The sequence below is a fragment of the Stenotrophomonas sp. STEN022 genome, from assembly GCF_056760155.1.
Genome location: NZ_JBRREG010000022.1, coordinates 1 through 18,318, shown reverse-complemented (window position 1 = coordinate 18,318; position 18,318 = coordinate 1). Strand labels below are relative to the sequence as shown.

Sequence of the window (18,318 nt, the reverse complement as noted above, 5' to 3'; positions counted from 1 at the left end):
GATCAATCGGCCAGTACGAATACCGAACCGCAATACGGGCAGGCAGCCTCGCCATTGGGTTCGTTCTCGATCGGCAGGTAAACCCGCGGGTGCGAGTTCCACAGCGCCATTTCCGGCGTCGGGCAGCTCAGCGGCAGGTCAGCGCGGTGCACGGTGTAACGCTTCTCGGCGTTGGCGGGCGCGGTGGCGGTATGGCTCATGGCGTCATTCACAGAAAAACAGGTCGGCGCAATTCTAGCAGCGCCGGGCCGATGCGGCCGCTTCGATGCAGCGTGGACGGCAAAAAGCCGGTTACACCCCCCTGTCCTGCTCCCTGCCCTGCTTCCACGGCCGGATTGGGCCGAGCAGGCAACGACCCTGCCGGTCACTCTTTCCGCCAAGAACTAGTGTAAGCCGCTATTTTCAGTGGTTTTTTCGTGCCGCAATATCCTGCCCCATGCTTTTCCCCATCATTGGGGACCAGTTTGTTCCATGCGCCACAGTCATGATGAAGGCGTCGATTTAGGGTTGGAACCGGAGCGACTTGGCCCCGATTTTGCGCGGCTTGGGGAACTGCCCGCGCGCCATCATGCGATAATTGGTGGCCGTGCTGATGCCGACCTTCTGCCCACTTCCTTCAGCAACAGCGCGATTCCGTCAGCCATGTTGCCCTCCTTCCAGCGCCGCGCGGTTAAACTGCTGCAGCGGCAGGGGGCGGGCGCAGCGTGTCGCAAATGCACGTTCGGGGAACGCCGAACTCTCTCGCCAGAATCTTTGGTGCATTGAATCAATCTTGTTAGAAAGCGCCTCACGCGCATGCGTTCGCTTTGATTGACCAAGCAACTTTCTGGACTGTCCAGTGAGGTTTTGAATTCCTGTCCAATTGGAACTTGGGGGTGGTGCACGAGAGCTTGATCACACGGATTTTCTTCTTCTTGTCTTCTTTCTTCTTGACCAGGCGGGAAACTAGTTCATGGATCGAAAGATATGGTTTGGGGTAGTTCTGGTGTTCATTGGCACGGTGTTCTTCAGTGGGACTCACGCTGGAACTTCTGTGAGTTGCAGCAGCTCTCCGGGCGGAAAGGTCACAGTGGACGGCGTTGTGCATCAAATGCCCGATGTGGTTGATTGTGACTTCTTCGACGATGGGCTTGGTGGCTACGAAGGTGGCAACGATTGGGGGTACGGCGGCGGAGGTGCCGCTCCCCAGCTGGACAAGACCGATCGCAACATATCAGCCAAGCTTGAGTGTGCACTCAGCAATTACTCGCATGAAGATATCAAGTTGGGCGCTAGTCGCACGATGAAGAAAGTCAACGTTTACGCGTTCGGGAAGAAGAACGTTTATGGTGTTTGGGGTTACGAGTTTAGTGCAACAAATACACCGCCCGCAGGCTCTGGATGGGTGCCCGTTGCGGGCAGTACGACGCCGGGAACGGCATATGGTCGTCTCTACAAGCTTGCTTTTACAGGCGGAAACTATTCGCTGCAAGGTTCTAGGCTTGGCGCGTCGCCAAATTCGCTTAGTGGGATTCTCACGGACTTCGAGAAGTCCCTCTATGCCGCAGCACATGAGGCAAGTCATCTGCTTGGCAATGAAAACGACGAAGCGAAGGCAGATTGGTACGGTATCAACGCCGTGTTGAAGTACCGGGCTGACGGCGGCGCGAAGTGTGCCGGAAAGTCGGACTAGGTCACGATGCGAAAGCAACAAGTGAACTAGTTAGCCTGGAAGTGGCACTATTTCCATTGAATCCTTGAGGTCCGAAACATGCAGTACAAGAAGATCTGCGCAGGGTTGCTCGCGGTTGCCGTTGTGGCTATTGGTGTATGGCTGTGGAAGAAGCAAGATAAAGAGGCGGTTGTTTCACCTGATGTCGTATCAAATGAGAGCGGCGGGGCTTCCGGCAGTAAAGATGATGGAGCCGCTGTTGCTGACAGCGTAGATTCCAGTGAATGGTCACGTCGTTGGACTGTAACAGGGAGCAAAAAAGACCTGGACTCCGTCGTCGCTACCTTCAAGGAGGCTAACGATTGTCTTGTCTACCACACGGTGCTTGGTGATGTCAGGGACATGCTGAGTGACGAGCAGTGGAACAACCTCTCCAGCCTGACTCCTGAGGCGTTGAAGCGAATGGATGCTTCATCCGCCAGAAGTGCATTGGTTGTACAGCGGATGAAGGACTTCTGCGACGGCTCGGACCAAAAGCGGTTGGCCGCAGCCTTCAACAGTGCCCTCTTCGAGGCAGCGCTACAAGGCAATCACGACGCGGAGGCTTGCTTTGTTTTGGCCGGCCCAACGCCTTGGGATACTCCTGGGGTTAATTCAAGTGCGGAATCCGAGTCTCAGTTGAACCGGTATCTAAAGTATGCGCCGGCTTTCAGTCAGAAGGCCTTGGAACGTGCCGATCCACGTGTGGCGGCTCGGGCTCTCTTCAGATATGTCGCATCTCCTCCAGTGCACCCGTCGCCCATAGATGACCTGGCGAAGGATGATCCACTTCTGACTCGGCGTGCTGCTCGTTTGGCATCGCTGCGGGCTATTCCTGAACAACGCGCACGCCTTGAAAGCTACCTTTCTGACTTCGAAAAGAAGGAAATTCTTTCCCCGGCCGAGATTGCTGATGCAGATCGGTGGGCGGCAGAAGCTTTCAGGCGAGACTTCTCTGGACAAGCCCCCATCAATGTCGATTCTCCGGTGCAGTGCTATGCGTCGGCAGACTTGGCACCATAGGACTTCTGTTGTCGTGAAGGCGATTCGGCAAGAAGTGCCAGAGCGTGGCTCAAGCTAGGTCTGCCGCCGACTGCCCCGTAGTGCGCGGGTGACGCCTGCGCACGTTTGCCTCTATATTCCTAACAACGTGAGGCCAAGCTCGGCCAAGAGCCGGGCTTTCTTGTTTCAACTCCGATCATCGCCGCACCGCAACGCCCGTCGCACGCTGTGAAGCGTTTGCTGCCGTACTGCTCCAACCCGCCATGACTGGGTTGGCACCAGGAAGCGGCGGTGAGCGGTTCTTCCATGCCTGTCCACTCTCGCCTGACCCATATCAGCGCTGGAGCCAGCCGGCTGCGGTGACGGGCACCAGCCACTTGAATGTGGAGGTATGGCGCCGCCAGCTGTCCAGCACCATGCAGGATCGTACCGACCCCAGCTTGGCCGGTGATCTGCTCATTGCGACGCGAAGCGTTCCGATTGCCGAAACTGACCTGATTGTTGGCGTAGCTGCAACGGTGTGGGTGCCCATTCCGGTCTTGGTCGCTGATGCCAAGTTCACTCACTTGATTACTGTTGATGCGCGCACGTCTGCAGACACACCCATCGCACTTGGAATGGGCTACTTCAATGCAGTTGGTATGTCGCAGCGTCGCATGGGTTACTACCGTTCCTCGCCAAGTTATGGATTCTGGAGAAAACTTGGCGCAGGCTCAGCAATGGCTATGAGCATTGGTGCTGCCACCCTTGTGCTATCTTCGGACCTAGCCGCACCCGCCAGCGCGCTTGAGTCCTTCGAGGAGGCGATCAACCTCGTAATTTCTCGTGCGCCCGTCTCTGTAGCTGGTGTTCCGGGCGAGTTGGAGTTCGCTATTGCCAACGGGCACTGCACTTGGGCCACCGGTGTAATTGGCGGGGAGGACATTCCAACAGGCAAGGCCGTCGACGGCGTCACTATCCCGCTCATCGACGACGTTGGAACCGTGCAGGTAACCGCCTGGTTCTACGCTCGGCACCTAGGTGCAACCTGGGAAGCGCAGGCGCCTGGCTTTACCGGTGACGTGTTGATCGCCAGCGCCATGCTTGCAGTGGATGACGCCAGCATCGTGCCGGGCTCGTCGTCAATGACGCCAACCAATGTCCCGCTAACGCGATCCGTGGTGGCGGACAGCACGATGTACTACGTTGTGATAGAAGCGCAAGACGCGACAGGCACGCGCCTGTTGTCCGCAATCACATATCAAAGCACCACTGGCTTGAGCGCAGACCAGTATCGGAAGTTCTAGCGCAGTGGCCCACCCTCGTCCTGGTCGAATGGCGCGTCGTTGGTCACCAATCGGTTTGGACGAGCGGGCGGGACCGTAGTCCTTCAGGGACCGGGTCCACTAGGCAGCCTGCGCGTCGTTCTTCCAGCCTGTCCTGTGAGATTCAATGTAGGCGTCCGCGGCATCACCGAAGGTGGCGCCTGCAGCCCGGGAGGCGCGGCGGGTGGAAATCGGGTCCTCGTCGGCAACGAGCATCCGGCACTGTGCCATGGCTGCCTGACGCGCTTCAGCCACGCTGACGAGGGAGGCGGACCGCAATCCCCTCTCGCGGCGGCGCTGGCGTTCTGGTATCGAAGCACCCAGGACTTGGCGCTAGTGGGGCCCACCAACAGATACAGGCCGGCACCGTCAGGGTGGTAACCTTTCTTCGTCAGGATCTGAACCGCTCTGGCGCTCAGGCGGTGGATAGGTCTTGCCATGAAATCTGCCCCATCATTTGTCCCGTGTTTCGGGGCCGGATTCCATGAGAAGGTAAGGTAAGGGGGTTGAGTCTAACGCATTGATTTTGCTGGGTTTTGCACCAGAAGAAGAATGCAAAAGAAGCCCAAAACGATCACAACCGCCGCGGTGGCCGGCCAGCAGCCCTGGGTAACATTGATGGCTGTCAGCAACGGGGCGGCAACCGGCCGCCCCGTTGGCTGGCTACTTGAAGCCGCCGTTACTTGAAGTCACCGGCGACAAACACACTCAGCCGCTCCGGCTTGAGGTGCTTGCGGATGGCAGCATTGACCTGCTCCACCGTCAGCGCCTGGTAGGCAGCATCACGTTGCGCTTCAAAGCTCATGTCGCGGCCGTAGTACAGATGGTCACTCAACAGTCCGGCGATGGCGCCATCGGCCGCCCGTGACTGTTCACGTGCCACCTTCTTTTCGGCCACCGCGCTGCGCAGCTCCTCCACGCTGATGCCGTCGGCAACCAACCGGGCCAGCTCCTCACGCAGCGCGGTCTCCAGCTTGCCCATGTTTTCCGGTGCGGCGATCGCCTGGATGCTCAGGCTGCCGTTGTCATCGCGGCCTACGCGACTTTCATCGGCACTCAGCCCGGCGCCGACGTTGTAACTCAGGCCGTCCTTCTGCCGGATGCGCTCGCCCAGACGCGCCTTGAGCGGATCGCCACCGAGGATGGCAACGGCGATGTTCAGCGCAGGGAAGTCCGCATCGGCCAGGTTGATCGAGATGTTCTGCCGTGCCAGCAGCACCGCATTGGGCTTGTCCGGGGTGACGAAACGTTCGTGCGTGGCGGCCACATCCCGGTAATGGGTGCTGATCGGCGCGTAGGTCTTGGGCGACTTCCAGTCGGCAAACAAGGACTGCAATTCGGCCTTCAATGCCACCGGATCGAAATCGCCCACCACCGCGATCTCCCCTACGGCGGTCCCGTAGAAGTCCTGATGATAGGCACGCACGTCCTCCAGCTTGAGCGCTTTCAGCCGTGCCAGCGACTCATCGATCGATTGCACGTGCAGCGGGTGCCCGATCGGCCACGGATCGAAGTACTGGCTCAGTGCCAGCGACGCCAAGGTGCCCGGCTCCTTGCGCTGGAACTCCAGCCCAGTGATCGCCTGCAGCCGTAGCTGCTCGAACTCGGCCTGCGGGAATGCGGGGTTGCGCAGCACGTCGGCTGCCAGCCGCAGGGCTTCGATCAGGTTCTCGCGCTTTCCGTTGAGGCCGATGCTGGCACCTTGCATACCGCCACTCACCTGCGCCTGGGTATTGAGCGCATCAAAGCGGGCCGCGATCTGGCCACGATCCAGACGCTTGCTGCCCGCCATCAGCATCGGTCCCACCCAGCTACCGGCCTCGCTGCGCCCGGTAATGGCCTGCTCATCGGCGAAGCGGAACGTGGCAGTCAACGTCACCGTCTGCCCGCGATTACGCTTGGGCAGCAATGAAACCCGTAGACCGTCACCGATGACAAAACTCTCGGTACGCGCTGCAATATTTTCAACGCTGGGATCAAACGCTTCCCCTGCGCTGACCGCAGCACGGCCCTTGTAGCCATCCACCAGTGTTGCAATTGGAGGTGCTGCCGGAATCACCGCGCGGTCCGGCACGGCGGTAGGCACGAAGCGGCCCAAGGTACGGTTCTGCGGCTTCAGATAGGCCGCCGCGACGCGATTCACATCGGCAGCAGTCACTCTCTCTATCGCGTCGCGCTGCACGAACAACAAACGCCAATCACCGGCGGCCTGGTACTCGGACAAGGCCATCGCCATCGCGTTGACGTCGCTGGCACGCTTGTCGATGGCGTTGTCGATACGCTGTCTGGCAGCGCTCACTTCCGCCTCGGTGACCGGTGCCACAGCGATCGCTTCTGCCTGCTTCAGCAACTCTGCCTCCACCTTGCCCGGATCGCCGTCCTTGGGCAGCACCGACACCAGGGTGAACAAACCCGGATCATGCAGGGTTTCGCTGCTGGCGCCGGCAAAGGCCGCCAGCTTGGTTTCCATCATCGCCTTGTAAAGGCGGCCATTGGGGTTGTCCCCCAACACATTGCCCAACACTGCCAGCGGCGCGCTATCAGCCTGTGCCAGCGCCGGCACGTGGTAGCTGGCGGCAATCAAGGACAAATCGCTACTACGGCGCACGGTGACTTCCCGCTCACCGTCCTGCACTGGTTCCACGGTATGGAATGTGGGCATGGCCCGCGCGGGCTTCTTCAGCGGCGCAAAATGCGCGGCAACGCGCGCCAGCACCTGTTCGCTGTCGATGCGGCCAGCCACGATCAACAAGGCGTTGTCCGGCTGATACCAGGTGCGATAGAACGCCTGCAGATTCCCGATCGGCACGTTCTCCACGTCCGAGCGCGCCCCGATCGGCATGTTGGCGTAGTTGTGCCAATCAAAAGCCACCGAGCGCATGCGCTTCATCAGCACGCCGATCGGGCTGTTATCGCCGGCTTCCATTTCGTTGCGGACAACCGTCATCTCGCTGTCCAGGTCAGCCTTGGCCACCTTGGAGTTGAGCATGCGGTCAGCTTCCAGCCCCAGCAACCAGTCCAAAGTGTCGTCATTGGCCGGGAACGAGGCGAAATAATTGGTGCGATCCAGCGATGTGGTCGCGTTCTTGCTGACCCCGCGCCGTTGCATTTCAGCGGGGATGTCCGGGTGCTTTGGCGTGCCCTTGAACATCAGGTGCTCAAGCAGATGTGCCATGCCGGTCTCGCCGTAGTTCTCATGCAGCGAGCCCACGCCGTAGACCAGATTGACGGTAACGGTTGGCTTGCTGGCATCGGCGAATAGCAGCACGCGCAGGCCATTCTGCAGGCGGTACTCACACACACCCTCGACGCAGGGACCTGCCTGCACACTGCCAGGCGTGGTCGCCACGCCCGGCTTTGCCTGCGCCAGTGGCGTCAATGCCAACGAAAGCGCTACAGCCAAGCCACAAAACGAAAGCTTCATCATCGGAATCCAGTCCTCGTTGGTTTTAGATCAACGCACAAATCCATGCGCGCGGCATCCTCGATGTCGCATCGAGTGCAGCCAGGCAGCAACGCCAATCATCGCAAAAGCTGACAAGCCTGTGTGCCGGCGCAGCCAGTCCAGCATCCGCATGCATCCAACTGAGGCGATTCTGCAACGGCGGCAACCACCAGCCATCAGCGCCCGCCCAGCCAGCCCCCGAACGAATACATGGGCTGCAGCAAGCGATCACTCAGCGGCTCGCGCTCGCCGGTAACCTGCGCATCCAGCATCATGCCCGGCTTGAGCGGCTCCAAGCGGCCATGGGCCACAATGGTCTGGTTGGCCAACTCGACGGTAACGCGATAGAAGGCCTCCTTCATCGCCGGTAGTTCCGGTGCGAAGCTGGCCTCTTCACTATCCACCGCGGTCCGGCTGATGTGCGCGATGGTGCCGTGCTGGGCACCGAACTTCTGATGCGGAAATGCCTGATAGCGCAGCACCACCCTGTCGCCAGGCGCCATTGCACCGATCGCGCGCCCCGGCACCATCAGCTCGGCCTCGAGCCGGCCATCACCCGGCAATACGCTGAGCAGCGGCTGGCCCAAATGCACCGACTGCCCTGGCTTGACCATCCGTGCGACCACCACACCATCTACCGGCGCTTTTACCAGCAACGCAGCACTGGCTTCGTTCTCAACCTGATCCAGGCGCAACTGCGCCAGATGCTCCGCATAAGTGGCATCGTTGGCCTTCTGCCGCCCCGGCAACTCCTGCATGGCTTGTTTCAGCTGCGCGATCAGGCGCTGGGTTGCGGCCTGCTGCCGGCGCAGCGATTGCAGCTGCACGGTGTACTCCAACACCAGCGCCTCCTGCTGTTCTGCTGCTGCAAGGCCAGCGGCGGACGCTGATTCAAACCCTCGCCGCCGCGTCAGCACATCGCCGGCGACCCGTATCTGTTCTCGCCGCGTGGCGATCTCCAGTGCGATCTGCTGTGCCTCGGCGCGGGCTGCCTGCATCTGCTCATGCAAGCCGGTGGCCTGTGCCGCCAACTGCTCCTTGAGCGCATCGCGCGCCAGTACGAAGCTGTCCTGCTTCTGCTGCAGGCCATGTTCCAAGGCCAGGTTGGCGTCACCGAGTTCGGGCATCGCGCGCGGCGTGGCGACCAAGGCCAGCGCATCGCCTTCGACCACACGCTTGCCATCGTCAGCATCCAGCCAACGCACAACACCACCCACTGGCGCCAACACCGTTGCCATTCCCTGCACCGGAACCAGCCTGCCACCCACCACAGCGGCTTCGTTGCCGCCGCGAATGACCAGTGCCATCGCCACGACAACCAACAGCACGAATGTACCCCCTGAATACAGGCACAGTTTTGCGGGCCGCTTCAATTCCATACATGACCACCAACGATGATCGACAGCCTGCAGTTTTTCATTCGATTCTGTTTGCGCCACGCATGCACCAAGAGCTCAACGCCTAAGAAAAAAACTCATCAATGTGTCAGCGTTGCACCAACGACTATCCATCATGAATTACTGCCTCCGCTGCAGCCTAACGGCATCGAGCCGCGAGAACAGAGGGTGCAATTTACATTGGCAAAAATCGTCAATATCGATGACGAGTTTCGTTCCGATAATCCACGGACGTAATGAACATTGACAATAAGTCTTTGCCGACTGCGCAAGCTCGCAATGGCTTAGGCTTTTAGTCGGCTCTCATGGTCAACGCTCGAGGAGAAATTTATGCATGACCATCTGGGAATCCGTATCCGCAAGGCGCGGAGAAAGATGAAGATGACGCAGGCGGAGTTGGCAGGCCAACTGAAAGTAAGTCGTAGCGCGGTGGGAAACTGGGAAAGTCCGACAGGCATATCGCCCAGCACGATGCGTTTGATCACCATTGCGTTGGTGACCGACGTTTCGTTTGAATGGCTGGCAACGGGACGAGGTGAACTGGAAGCGACCTCTGCTGCAATACCCAGCGAGAATGCAGAGCTGGTGGACGATCCATCGGAGCGGAGGCTGTTGCTCGCGTATCGATCCTGCCGCGCAGCCACCCGCAAACTGGTATTGCAGATAGTGGAGGCGCAGAAGATTCCACAGTTCTGATCTTCGGCGGCGACCGAGGGTTCAATCGGCGCCGCCTTTCCGATAGGCATGCCACTTCTTGTGGGAGCGGTGTAAACCGTGGAGCTGGCATCCCGGATGTATCAAGGCAATTCTTGCTTCTGACTGGGCGCCCGCTTCGCGGCTGGCACAGCTCCCACAAAAGTCGGCAACTCCTGCATCAGCTGCCAAAGAAAAGCCGGCACAAGGCCGGCTCTGCTTTGACGCATGCGGGTTGGTAATCAACCCGCGCGGTCGGCTTCCATCTGCTTGCGGATCTGCGCATCGACCGCGGCAATCGCGGTCATGTTCAGCACGCGGCGCGAGCTGGCACTGCTGGTGAGGATGTGCACCGGCTTGGTCATGCCCATCAGGATCGGGCCGATCGCCACGCCATTGGTGAACACGCGCACCAGGTTGTAGGCGATGTTGGCCGCTTCCAGATTGGGCAGCACGAACAGGTTGGCACGGCCCTTGAGCGTGCTGTTTGGCAGCAGCTTTTCGCGCAGTGCCTCATCCCATGCGGTGTCGCCCTGCATCTCGCCGTCCACATTCAAGCGCGGGTTGCGCTTGAGCAGCGCTTCGCGCACCTGACGCATTTTCAGCGCGTCCTTGGAATCGTGACTGCCGAAGTTCGAATGCGACAGCAATGCGATCTTCGGTTCGATACCGAACAGCTTCATGCGGAACGCCGCCTGCAGCGTGGATTCGACGATCTGCTCGACGCTGGGATCTTCCTGCACGTGCGTGTCGACGAAGAAGAACACGCCCTGGTTGTTGATCACGCCGGTCATCGCCGAGGTCGAGCTGACCTTGGCCTCCAGCGGAATCACGCTTCGCACATAGCCCAGCTTCTTGTGGAAGCGGCCAACCAGGCCCGACAACATCGCATCGGCCTCACCGCGGGCAACCATCACCGCCGCGATCAGGGTTGGACGCGAACGCATCAGGTTCTTGGCCGCGGCCACGGTGACGCCCTTGCGGCCGGTCATCTCGTGGTAGTACTGCCAGTATTCGTTGAAGCGGGGGTCGTCATTGATGTTGGTGATTTCGAAATCGACACCGGCACGCATGCGCAGCGCCAGCCGCTCGATGCGGGCCTCGATCACGTCCGGACGGCCGATCAGGATCGGGAAGGCAACACCTTCGTCGATCACGTTCTGCACCGCCTGCAGCACCACTTCTTCTTCGCCCTCGGCATAAACCACGCGCTGCTTGTCCGAACGTGCACGGTCATAGACCGGCTTCATGAACAGACTGGTGCGGTAGACGAACTGGGCCAGTTTGTCGCGGTAAGCACCCATGTCGGCGATCGGGCGGGTAGCAACGCCCGAATCCATGGCGGCCTGGGCCACGGCGGCCGACAGCTCAACCAGCAGGCGGCGATCGAACGGACGCGGGATCACATAGTCGCGGCCGAAGCTGGGCACGTCACCGCCATAGGCGGCGCCAAGATCAGAAGCTTCCTTGCGGGCCAGCGCAGCAATCGCGCGCACGCAGGCGACCTTCATTTCTTCGTTGATGGTGGTAGCGCCAACATCCAGCGCACCGCGGAACAGGTACGGGAAGCACAGCGCGTTGTTGACCTGGTTCGGGTAGTCCGAACGGCCGGTACCCATGATGATGTCCGAACGCACCGAATTGGCGTCTTCCGGCAGGATTTCCGGATAGGGATTGGCCAGGGCGAAGATCACCGGGTCACGCGCCATGCTGGCGACCATGTCCTTGCTGAGGATGCCGCCAGCCGACAGGCCCAGGAAGATGTCCGCGCCATCGACGATCTCGGCCAGCGTGCGCTTGTCGGTATCGCGGGCGTAGCGGGCCTTTTCCGGGTCCAGATCGGTACGGCCGGTGTGGATAACCCCATCGCGGTCATAGGCCAGGATGTTTTCCGGCTTCAAACCCAACGAAACCAGCATGTTGACGCAGGAGATACCCGCAGCGCCCATGCCGGTGGTGGCCAGCTTGACCTCTTCGATCTTCTTGCCGGTGATCACCATGGCGTTGAGGACAGCCGCACCGACGATGATCGCGGTGCCGTGCTGGTCGTCATGGAACACCGGGATGTTCATCCGCTCGCGCAGCTTGCGCTCGACGACGAAGCACTCCGGTGCCTTGATGTCTTCCAGGTTGATGCCGCCGAAGGTCGGCTCCAGCGAGGCGATGATCTCGACCAGCTTGTCCGGGTCGTTCTCGTTGACTTCGATGTCGAACACATCGATGCCGGCGAACTTCTGGAACAGCACACCCTTGCCTTCCATCACCGGCTTGCCGGCCAGCGGGCCGATGTTGCCCAGGCCCAGCACCGCAGTGCCGTTGGTGATCACGCCGACCAGATTGCCGCGCGCGGTCATCTCGCTGGCCATGGCCGGGTCTTCCATGATCGCTTCGCAGGCATGGGCCACACCCGGCGAATACGCCAGCGACAGGTCACGCTGGGTCAACATGGGCTTGGTAGCCACCACCTTGATCTTGCCGGGCGGCGACATCCGGTGATATTCGAGGGCGGCCTGCTTGAAATCTTCGTTGGACATCGAGTTGTGAGCGCTAATGGGCAAGAAGGACGGGAGATGATAACGCCGTTAAGGCAGTTGGACCTGTCGCTATGCTGTCGCAGTCATGCTGCAACCGCACAATTCCGAGCACCCAGCGCGCCTGCAGCTCCGCAAGTTTCCACCCTGACGATGACAAGCCCGGGACGCCTGAAAACTCGCGGCACCGCCTGCCCGCACGCAACCACAAAGAGCACAACTGCGCTTGTAGAGCCGGGCGATGCCCGGCTGGGGCATTGTCGAACAACCTTCCACTGTAGAGCCGAGCCATGCTCGGCTGGGACATTGCCGAAGAACCTTTCACTGTAGAGCCGAGCCATGCTCGGCTGAGGCATTGCCGAAGAACCTTCACTGTAGAGCCGAGCCATGCTCGGCTGGGGCATTGCCGGTAACGCCTCTGCCGAGCATGGCTCGGCACTACGCTGGATCTTCGGAGGGCCGGCAGCACTCCGATCTGTTGCGGGGTAGCCGACTGGACTGGACCGACAGCCGGCGCCGTGATGAACTGCACTGGCGGACGCTGCGCTACACCGGCGTACTCGCCGGCCGTGCCTTGCTGCCCCTTCCAAACCCCAGCGTCCGACTCCCAGCTCGATTCGGACTGACAGGCATCAGGCTTACAAGAAAATAATTTTCACGTATTCTCCACCTTTCGCCCCAATAGCCACCCATAATCCCGGGTGACCACGGCAAGAGGCAGGATTCGTGCAGGAAAATTACTTTCATTCCGAAGCAGTTCTAGGCGGCAAGGGGCTCCCCAGTGGTGGCCGCTGGACCCCGGCATCGATTGCCGCAGCCGCGCCATCGATTCTTGCAGAGCAGCTGAGCCTGCCCGCCGCCGTGCTCAGCGCCTCGGCGCTGCAGCACAACCTGCAGTGGATGCGTCAGTTTGCGCAGGCCTATGGCTGCCAGCTGGCGCCGCACGGCAAGACCACCATGAGCCCGACCCTGTTCCGCATGCAGCTTGATGCCGGTGCCTGGGGCATCACCCTGGCCACCGCGCCACAGACCGTTGCCGCCCATGCCGAGGGCGTGCAGCGCGTACTGCTGGCCAACCAGCTGGTCGGCAAGGGCAACTTCGAGCTGATTGCCTCCCTACAGCAGCGCGATCCCGGCTTCTGGTTCGCCTGCGTGGTGGACTCTGCCGCCAATGTAGCTGCGCTGGGCAGCTACTTCAGTGCGCGCGGGCAGCAGATCAAGGTGTTGCTGGAGATTGGCCTGGCTGGTGGCCGTACCGGCGTGCGCGATGACGCCCAGGCGCAGGCCGTGCTGGACGAAATTGCGCGTTGGCCGGATGCGGTCGCGCTGGTCGGCGTGGAAGTCTATGAAGGTGTCGCTGGCGATGAGCCCGGCGTGCGCGCCATGCTGCAGCGCAGCCTTGCGCAGTGGCAGGCGATCCGTGCCAATGGTGGTTTCAGCCAGATACCAGCCATCCTCAGCGGCGCCGGTTCCGCGTGGTTCGATGTGGTCGCTGAGGAATTTTCCGTGCTGGCCAATGATGCGGATGCGCAGATCGTGCTGCGCCCGGGCTGCTATCTCAGCCATGACGTTGGCATCTACCGGCAGGCCGCCGAGCGCATCCACGCCAGCAATCCGGTCGCGCGCGAGATGGGCAGCAGCCTGCAGCCGGCGCTGCGGCTATGGGCTTACGTGCAGTCGCGGCCGGAACCGGGCAAGGCCATCATCGGCCTGGGCAAGCGCGATGCAGCCTTCGATGCCGGTTTCCCCGTGCCTGCGCTGCACTATCGCCCTGGCGACGCGGCACCGAGCAACGCCGCCGCGCATTGGAAGGTCACTGCGATGATGGACCAGCACGCCTTCCTCGAACTGCAGGCCGACGATGACCTGCAGGTGGGCGACATGCTCTGTTTCGATATTTCCCACCCCTGCCTGACCTTCGACAAATGGCGCCACCTGCTGGTGGTCGATGACGCGCACCGCGTTGTCGGTGCTGTTTCCACGCAGTTCTAACCGCTTCCATCGAGCCTGTACGCATGACCGACGGTAATCTGCTGTTGATCTACGCCGCACTGTCGATCCTTGCACTGATCGTGCTGATCGCCCGCTTCCGACTCAACCCTTTCATCAGCGTCACCTTGGTATCGGTGGGCCTGGCGCTGTTTGCCGGCATGCCGGCACCGGAGATCCTGCCGGCCTATGAACAAGGTGTCGGCAAGACGCTGGGGCATATCGCATTGATCGTCGCGCTGGGCACCATGCTCGGCAAGATGATGGCCGAGTCCGGCGGCGCCGAGCGCATCGCGCGCACCTTGATCGCGCGTTTCGGCACCAAGAACGTGCACTGGGCGATGATGCTGATCGCTTTCTGCGTGGGCTTGCCGATCTTCTTCGAAGTCGGCTTCGTGCTGCTGATCCCGATCGTGCTCAATGTCGCCCGCCGCACCGGCGTACCGCTGCTGCTGGTCGGCCTGCCAATGGTGGCCGGCTTGTCGGTGGTGCACGGCCTGGTGCCGCCGCATCCGGCGGCGATGCTGGCGGTGAATGCCTATGGCGCCGATGTCGGCCGCACGGTGTTCTATTCGCTGTTGATCGGCTTGCCGACCGCCGCTGTCGCCGGCCCGGTATTCGCCAAGTTCGTCGCGCCACGGGTCAAACTGCCCGCGCACAACCCGATGGAAGCGGCGCTACTGGACGAAGGCCATGGCCGCATTCCCGACGAGCAGCTGCCCAGCTTCGGCATCACCCTGGCCACCCTGTTGCTGCCGGTAGTGCTGATGCTGCTGGGCGGCTGGGCCGACCAGATCGCAACGCCCGGCTCGGCGCTCAACCACGGCCTGCGTTTCATCGGCCATTCGGTGGTGGCGTTGCTGCTGGCGACCCTGATGAGCTTCATCACCCTGGGCCTGATGCGCGGCTTCAGCCGTGAGCAGATCCTCAAGTTCACCCAGGAATGCCTGGCACCTACCGCCGCCATCACCTTGCTGGTCGGTGCCGGTGGCGGCCTCAATGGCATCCTCGTGCATACCGGCGTTGCCGCGGAAATCATCGGCCTGTCGCAGCGCTTCGAGCTGTCACCGCTGTTGATGGGCTGGACCATGGCCGCCCTGATGCGTATCGCCACCGGCTCGGCAACCGTAGCGATGACCACCGCCTCCGGCATCGTCGCGCCGATTGCCGCTGCCATGGGCTATGCCCATCCCGAATTGCTGGTGCTGGCCACCGGCGCTGGCTCGGTGGTGCTGTCACATGTCAATGACGGTGGCTTCTGGCTGGTGAAGGAATACTTCAACATGACTGTCGCCCAGACCTTCAAGACCTGGACGGTGCTCGAAACCCTTATTTCCGTCATCGCCCTCTCGCTGGTGATGGCCCTCTCCATGGTGCTTTGAACATGTCGCAGAATACGTTCGATATCGTCTATGAGCTGCGCCAGCGCCAGCACGAGTTCAGCCCGGTGGAAGCGCGCATTGCTGCAGCCATCCTCGCCGACGTGGATGCCGCCGCGCAGTACGGCGTCAGCGAGCTGGCCGAACGCGCCGAAGTAAGCGCGGCCGCCATTTCGCGCTTCGCCAAGGCACTGGGCTGCGAGCATGTCCGCGAACTGCGCGCGCGCCTGGCCTCGGCCAGCGCGGTCGGCAAGCGCTTCCTGGAGCAGCAGAACGCACCGCCAGTGTCCGCGCTGTACGCGCAGATCTGCGATGACATCCAGGAAAGCCTGCGCCACAACATCGCCAACCTGAAGGAGGACGTGGTGCAGGGCCTGGCCGACGCGCTGTGCAAGGCGCGGATGATCCACATCTTCGGCCTGGGCGGTTGCTCCACCGTGTTCGCGCAGGAACTGCAGAGCCGTCTGGTGCGCTTCGGCCGCCCGGTCTCGGCCTGCAGCGACGCGCTGATGATGAAGATCATCGGCGCCACGCTGGGCCCTGAAGACCTGGTGCTGGTGTTGTCGGTCAGCGGTATCACCCCGGAAATCGTCTCCGCCGCCGATATCGCCCGTACCTACGGCGCCCGCATCGGCGCCATCACCCAGGCCGGCACCGCCCTGGCCGAACGCAGCGACTGGCTGCTGCCGATCCAGATCGAGGAAACGGATTTCGTGTTCAAACCTTCAGCGTCGCGCTACGCGATGATGCTGGCGATCGACGTGCTCGCCACCACCACCGCACTCAGCGATGCCAACGCCAACCACGAGCACCTGCGCCGTATCAAGCTGGCGCTGGACCGCCATCGCGGCGGTGATTCACGTCTGCCGTTGGGTGACTGATCCATGCATGATTTCTTGATACGCAATGCCCTGATCTTCGATGGCAGCGACCAGGCTGGCGTGCAGGGTGATGTGGCCATCTATGCCGGGCGCATCGTCGCGGTTGGCCAGCTTGGCGACACGGCGGCCGCCAATGTCATAGACGCGCAGGGCCTGGCCCTGGCACCGGGCTTCATCGATGTGCATACCCATGACGACCTGGAAGTTATTCGCAATCCGGACATGCTCAGCAAGCTGTCGCAGGGCGTGACCACCGTGGTAGTCGGCAACTGCGGCATCAGTGCCAGTCCGGTGCAGATCCGCGATCAGGTGCCAGACCCGATGAACCTGCTCGGCGATGCCGAGGATTTCCGCTATGCGGATTTCGCCAGCTACCGCAAGGCGGTGGACCTCGCCGGCCCTGCCGTGAACGTCGCCGCGCTGGTCGGCCACACTGCCCTGCGCCAGAACCACATGGACCGGCTGGACCGTGCCGCCAGCGACGACGAGATCGACGCGATGCGCACGCAGCTGCGTGACAGCCTCGCCCAAGGCGCACTCGGCCTGAGCAGCGGCCTGGCCTATGCATCGGCCTTCAGCGCCCCGTCGTCGGAAGTGGATGCGCTGGCAGCAGAGCTGCCGCGCGATGGCCTGTATGCCACCCACCTGCGCGACGAATTCGGCGGCATCCTCGATGCAATGGAAGAAGCCTTCCATGCCGCTCGTGCACCGCAGGCAGCGGTGCGCGTCTCGCACCTGAAGTGTGCCGGTGTCGATAACTGGGGACGCAGTGGCGAAGTGCTGGCCAGCCTGCACGCCGCTTCGGCCACCCAGGATGTCGCCTGCGACTGTTATCCGTACGCTGCCAGCGCTTCGACACTGGACTTGAAACAGGTCACCGACGCCTTCGACATTCTGATCACCTGGTCCGAGCCCGAACCCAGCCAAGGTGGCCGCTTGCTGGCCGCGATCGCCGCCGACTGGAATGTCTCACTGATGGATGCCGCAATTCGCCTGCAACCGGCCGGTGCGGTCTACCACGGCATGGACGAGGCCGATGTACGCCAGATCCTTGCCCATCCGCTGACCATGATCGGCTCCGATGGCTTGCCACGTGATCCGCGCCCGCATCCGCGGCTATGGGGCACCTTCCCGCGTGTGCTTGGCCATTACGCCCGTGATGAGCAGCTGTTCCCGCTGCATACCGCCGTGCACAAGATGACCGGCCTGCCCGCGTCGCGCTTCGCGATGGGCGCGCGCGGCTTCATCCGTGCGGGCTGGTGCGCCGACCTTGTGCTGTTCGACCCGGCACGGGTACGCGACACCGCCAGTTTCCACGACCCGATCCGCGCTGCCGAGGGCATCAGCGCGGTCTGGGTCAACGGCTGCCTGAGCTACGACGGCAAGCAGGTCGTTGCCCGCGCCGGCCGCTTTGTCTGCCCCGAGGCTGCCCCGGCAGCCTGAGTTGCAACCGCTGTACCCATTACAAAGGAATACCGATGAGTGACATCAAACGCTATGGCGCCGAAGGCGGCGTTGGCCAAGGCAAGCAGCACATGCCGTTCTCGCGCGCGGTCGAAGCCGATGGCTGGCTGTTCGTGTCCGGGCAGGTACCAATGCGCGACGGCGAACTGGTCGCCGGCACCGTGACCGAACAGTCGCATGTGGTGATCGGCAACGTACTGGCGATCCTGGCCGAGGCCGGCTACGGCCCCGAGCATGTCGTGCGCTGCGGCGTGTGGCTGGACGACGCCCGCGACTTCTACGCCTTCAATGGCGTGTTCAAGCATTACTTCGGCGAAAACCCGCCGGCCCGCGCCTGCGTCGAAAGCCGCATGGTGGTGGACTGCAAGGTGGAAGTGGATTGCGTGGCCTACAAGCGTCCGCAGCGCGACTGATCCGCCTGCAACGTTCGGCGGGGACACGCTTCGCTGTAGTGGGGGGGGGGGGGGGGGGGGGGGGGGGGGGGGGGGGGGCGAGGCGGCGCGGGGGGGGGGCGCCCGAGGCCCCCCCCCCCCCCACACCCCC

At 62.0% G+C, this 18,318-nt stretch carries 15 protein-coding genes; 10 read left to right on the top strand and 5 right to left on the bottom strand.

Features of this window, described 5'->3' with window-relative positions; genetic code table 11:
• Positions 1 to 2 precede the first annotated feature (2 nt).
• Both ACVOMF_RS06840 and ACVOMF_RS06835 read right to left on the bottom strand, forming a co-directional pair.
• The gene (locus ACVOMF_RS06840; RefSeq protein ID WP_282267169.1) at positions 3 to 200 is read right to left on the bottom strand and encodes a zinc-finger domain-containing protein; all 198 of its coding nucleotides are present in this window, start codon (positions 198 to 200) and stop codon (positions 3 to 5) included.
• Between the two features lie 301 nt (positions 201 to 501).
• Positions 502 to 594 carry a helix-turn-helix transcriptional regulator gene (locus ACVOMF_RS06835; protein ID WP_481508611.1) on the bottom strand — a complete coding sequence of 31 codons (93 nt, stop codon included), beginning with the start codon at positions 592 to 594 and terminating at the stop codon, positions 502 to 504.
• A gap of 358 nt (positions 595 to 952) precedes the next feature.
• On the opposite strand from ACVOMF_RS06835, the gene ACVOMF_RS06830 reads away from it, so the two are divergent.
• The 3 genes from ACVOMF_RS06830 to ACVOMF_RS06820 all read left to right on the top strand — a co-directional run bounded on the left by ACVOMF_RS06830 (position 953) and on the right by ACVOMF_RS06820 (position 3,978).
• Positions 953 to 1,672, top strand: a complete 720-nt coding sequence (locus tag ACVOMF_RS06830) for a hypothetical protein (RefSeq protein ID WP_481508588.1) — start codon at positions 953 to 955, stop codon at positions 1,670 to 1,672.
• 78 nt (positions 1,673 to 1,750) lie between these two features.
• The gene (locus tag ACVOMF_RS06825) at positions 1,751 to 2,713 is read left to right on the top strand and encodes a hypothetical protein (protein WP_481508587.1); all 963 of its coding nucleotides are present in this window, start codon (positions 1,751 to 1,753) and stop codon (positions 2,711 to 2,713) included.
• A 395-nt stretch (positions 2,714 to 3,108) separates the two neighbouring features.
• On the top strand, positions 3,109 to 3,978 hold the full coding sequence (locus ACVOMF_RS06820; protein ID WP_481508586.1) for a hypothetical protein: 870 nt from the start codon (positions 3,109 to 3,111) through the stop codon (positions 3,976 to 3,978).
• Between the two features lie 697 nt (positions 3,979 to 4,675).
• Here ACVOMF_RS06820 and ACVOMF_RS06815 read toward each other — a convergent pair.
• Together ACVOMF_RS06815 and ACVOMF_RS06810 are read right to left on the bottom strand one after the other, a co-directional pair.
• On the bottom strand, positions 4,676 to 7,420 hold the full coding sequence (locus ACVOMF_RS06815; protein WP_481508585.1) for a M16 family metallopeptidase: 2,745 nt from the start codon (positions 7,418 to 7,420) through the stop codon (positions 4,676 to 4,678).
• A gap of 197 nt (positions 7,421 to 7,617) precedes the next feature.
• Positions 7,618 to 8,769, bottom strand: a complete 1,152-nt coding sequence (locus ACVOMF_RS06810; RefSeq protein WP_481508584.1) for an HlyD family secretion protein — start codon at positions 8,767 to 8,769, stop codon at positions 7,618 to 7,620.
• A 66-nt stretch (positions 8,770 to 8,835) separates the two neighbouring features.
• On the opposite strand from ACVOMF_RS06810, the gene ACVOMF_RS06805 reads away from it, so the two are divergent.
• Together ACVOMF_RS06805 and ACVOMF_RS06800 are read left to right on the top strand one after the other, a co-directional pair.
• Positions 8,836 to 9,075 (top strand): hypothetical protein, encoded by a 240-nt coding sequence (locus tag ACVOMF_RS06805; RefSeq protein WP_481508583.1) that lies wholly within the window; start codon positions 8,836 to 8,838, stop codon positions 9,073 to 9,075.
• 93 nt (positions 9,076 to 9,168) lie between these two features.
• Positions 9,169 to 9,534 carry a helix-turn-helix transcriptional regulator gene (locus ACVOMF_RS06800; protein ID WP_481508582.1) on the top strand — a complete coding sequence of 122 codons (366 nt, stop codon included), beginning with the start codon at positions 9,169 to 9,171 and terminating at the stop codon, positions 9,532 to 9,534.
• Between the two features lie 239 nt (positions 9,535 to 9,773).
• Here ACVOMF_RS06800 and ACVOMF_RS06795 read toward each other — a convergent pair whose 3' ends face one another.
• Positions 9,774 to 12,065: an NADP-dependent malic enzyme gene (locus ACVOMF_RS06795; RefSeq protein ID WP_481508581.1), complete on the bottom strand. Its 2,292-nt coding sequence runs from the start codon at positions 12,063 to 12,065 to the stop codon at positions 9,774 to 9,776.
• 723 nt (positions 12,066 to 12,788) lie between these two features.
• Between ACVOMF_RS06795 and ACVOMF_RS06790 the strand changes: the two genes are divergently transcribed.
• Genes ACVOMF_RS06790 through ACVOMF_RS06770 form a run of 5 tightly spaced genes read left to right on the top strand, consistent with a single transcriptional unit; the run spans position 12,789 to position 18,188 of the window.
• Complete coding sequence (locus ACVOMF_RS06790) at positions 12,789 to 14,054, top strand: amino acid deaminase (RefSeq protein WP_481508580.1); 1,266 nt, start codon at positions 12,789 to 12,791, stop codon at positions 14,052 to 14,054.
• Between the two features lie 23 nt (positions 14,055 to 14,077).
• A complete protein-coding gene (locus ACVOMF_RS06785; protein ID WP_282267156.1) occupies positions 14,078 to 15,433 on the top strand; it encodes a GntT/GntP/DsdX family permease in 1,356 nt (451 codons plus the stop codon).
• Between the two features lie 2 nt (positions 15,434 to 15,435).
• On the top strand, positions 15,436 to 16,311 hold the full coding sequence (locus ACVOMF_RS06780; protein ID WP_481508579.1) for a MurR/RpiR family transcriptional regulator: 876 nt from the start codon (positions 15,436 to 15,438) through the stop codon (positions 16,309 to 16,311).
• 3 nt (positions 16,312 to 16,314) lie between these two features.
• A complete protein-coding gene (locus ACVOMF_RS06775) occupies positions 16,315 to 17,754 on the top strand; it encodes an N-acyl-D-amino-acid deacylase family protein (RefSeq protein ID WP_481508578.1) in 1,440 nt (479 codons plus the stop codon).
• 35 nt (positions 17,755 to 17,789) lie between these two features.
• Positions 17,790 to 18,188, top strand: a complete 399-nt coding sequence (locus ACVOMF_RS06770) for a RidA family protein (protein WP_481508577.1) — start codon at positions 17,790 to 17,792, stop codon at positions 18,186 to 18,188.
• Positions 18,189 to 18,318: the final 130 nt, after the last annotated feature.